Genomic DNA, 2,620 nt, shown 5'->3' with positions numbered 1-2,620 from the left:
GAAATGATGTACGGCACCGGCCAGCTGCCGAAATTCGGCGAGGACAGCTACCAGACCCGCGAGGGCTGGTGGCTGGTGCCCACCGCCGAGGTCACGCTGACCAACATCGTCAACGGCGAGACCGTCGAGGAAAGCTACCTGCCGCGCCGCTACGTGGCCCACACCCAGTGTTTCCGCTCCGAGGCGGGCTCCGCCGGGCGCGACACCTCGGGCATGCTGCGCCAGCACCAGTTCGAGAAGGTCGAGATGGTCTCGATCACCCATCCCGACAAATCCCGCGAGGAGCTCGACCGGATGACCGCCTGCGCGCAGGGCATCCTTGAAAAGCTCGGCCTGCCCTACCGGACGGTGGTGCTCTGCACCGGCGACATCGGCTTCGGCGCGCGGCGCACCCATGACATCGAGGTCTGGCTGCCCGGTCAGGACACCTATCGCGAGATCTCCTCGGTCTCGGTCTGCGGCGATTTCCAGGCCCGCCGGATGAACGCCCGCTTCAAGCCCGCGGGCGGCGGCAAGCCGGAATACGTCCATACGCTGAACGGCTCGGGCCTCGCCGTGGGGCGCTGCCTGATCGCGGTGCTCGAGAACGGCCAGCAGGAAGACGGCTCGGTCAAGCTGCCCGAGGCGCTGCACCCGTGGCTCGGCGGCAAGACCACCCTCACCGCCGATGGCGAGCTGGTCTGATCATGCAGATGCTCTGGGCGGTCCTGGTGTTTCTGGCCGCGGTGGTGTTTGCCGCCGGGCCGGTGCTGTTTCCCGGCTTCAACGGGTTCGACCCGGCCGCCTTCCCCGTCCCGCAGGACGACCCGCCGGTGCAGCCGGCGGGCTATGCCTTCGCGATCTGGGGGCTGATCTATCTCTGGCTCATCGCCGGCACCGGTTTCGGCCTGTTCCGTCGCGCCGACGAGCCCGACTGGCAGCCGCACCGCCAGCCGCTGTTCATCAGCCTCGCGGTGGGTGTGGTCTGGCTGCCGGTGGCGCAGCTCTCGCCGATCGCCGCCACCGCGATGATCTGGGTGATGCTGGTCACCGCGCTGCTGGCGCTGTTCCGCACCGGCGACATGGACCGCTGGCTGCAGGTCTCGCCTCTGGCGGTCTATGCCGGCTGGCTCACGGCTGCCTCCTCGGTCTCCATCGGCCTGCTGCTGGCAGGCTACGGGCTGCTCGGGCCGACGCCCGCGGCGCTGGTGGCACTGGCCATCGCGCTGGCACTGGCGCTGGTGATCCAGTACCGGCTGCACCGCGCGCCGCTTTACGGCATCACGGTGATCTGGGCGCTGGTGGCAGTGATCGTGGCCAATTCCTCGCCGCTCAATATCGCGGTGGTCGGGCTTTCGGTGATCGGAATCTTCGCCATCCTCGCGCTGCGCGGCACCGACACCGAGTGAACGCCCCGCGACGCTTGCGCCGGCGCGACTTTTCCGCAATCTGACCCAGCGTCATCCCCGGCTTTTCCGCCTGAGGGGCCGGCGCGATGGAACTTGCACCGCGCCGCCGCCGTTACTGGCACACGGAACCCCCGGGTCAGGACCCCACGATGCAGATCTTTCAGTGCCCCAATTGCGGCGCCCCGCTCTATTTTCACAACACCGGCTGCACCTGCGGCCAGCAGGTGAGCTTCGATCCCGACGCGCAGCGCATGCTGCCGCTGGCCGAGCCCTGCGCGAATCGCGATCTGATCGGCTGCAACTGGGTGGCCGAGAGCGGCGGGCTCTGCCGCTCCTGCGCCATGACCGAGATGCTCCCGGACCTGCGCGAGAACGGCAACCGCCCGCTCTGGGAAACCTCGGAACTGGCCAAGCGCTGGATGCTGGCCAACCTCGCGCGCTGGGGCTGGTTCACCCCCGCCGATCCCGGCGCCCGCCCGGTTTTCAAACTGCTCTCCGAGCAGACCGCCGCCGGCCAGGAAGACATCATCATGGGCCATGCGGACGGGCTGATTACCATCAACGTGACCGAGGCCAGCGACGCGGTGCTCGCCAAGCGGCAGGAAGAGCTCGGCGAGCTCTACCGCACCATGCTGGGCCACATGCGCCATGAAACCGCGCATTTCCTGCACCTGCGCCTCTCCGAGAACCCGGAGTTCCTCGCCCAGTTCCGCGCCCTCTTCGGCGATGAGCGCGCCGATTACGGCGCCGCGCTCGAACAGCACTATGCCAACCCGCAGCCGGCCGACGAGACCCACATCACCAGCTACGCCACCGCCCACCCGCATGAGGACTGGGCCGAGACCATCGCGCACCTGCTGCACTTGATCGACCTGGTCGACAGCGCCGCCGCCGCCGAACTGGCGCTGCCCGGCGGCCCGCCCGCCGGCCACGACGCCTACGCCGCCTCCGATACCGAGGCCGAGATCACCATGGCCGTCGACCTCTCGATCGCCATGAACCACGTCAACCGCGCCATGGACCTGCCTGATCTCTACCCGTTCGTCCTGGCCCAGGGGGTGCGTGACAAGCTCGCCTTCGCGCATGGTTGGCTGCGCCGCAACGGACACGGCTGACGCTCCGCCCGGCCGCGATGGACCGCCTGCCTCCGGCGGGAGTATTTTTGACGAAGAGAAGACAGGGGCGCTGTGCTCCTGCCTTCTCTGGTTTCGAAATACCTCGGGGGTGAATTG

Annotated in this window: 3 protein-coding genes; all 3 read left to right on the top strand. The window is 68.4% G+C overall.

The window, feature by feature from the left end; genetic code table 11:
* On the top strand, positions 1-684 hold a 684-nt coding region (gene serS / locus AC6RA4_RS24805), incomplete at its 5' end, for a serine--tRNA ligase (RefSeq protein WP_500164883.1).
* Positions 685-686: 2 nt separating this feature from the next.
* Positions 687-1,388: a TspO-related membrane protein gene (locus AC6RA4_RS24800; protein ID WP_500164881.1), complete on the top strand. Its 702-nt coding sequence runs from the start codon at positions 687-689 to the stop codon at positions 1,386-1,388.
* A 149-nt stretch (positions 1,389-1,537) separates the two neighbouring features.
* Positions 1,538-2,503, top strand: a complete 966-nt coding sequence (locus tag AC6RA4_RS24795) for a zinc-binding metallopeptidase family protein (protein ID WP_500164879.1) — start codon at positions 1,538-1,540, stop codon at positions 2,501-2,503.
* The last annotated feature ends 117 nt before the right edge of the window (positions 2,504-2,620 follow it).

The sequence above is a fragment of the Salipiger sp. genome, from assembly GCF_059781815.1.
This window is presented reverse-complemented; position numbering and strand designations above follow the sequence as displayed.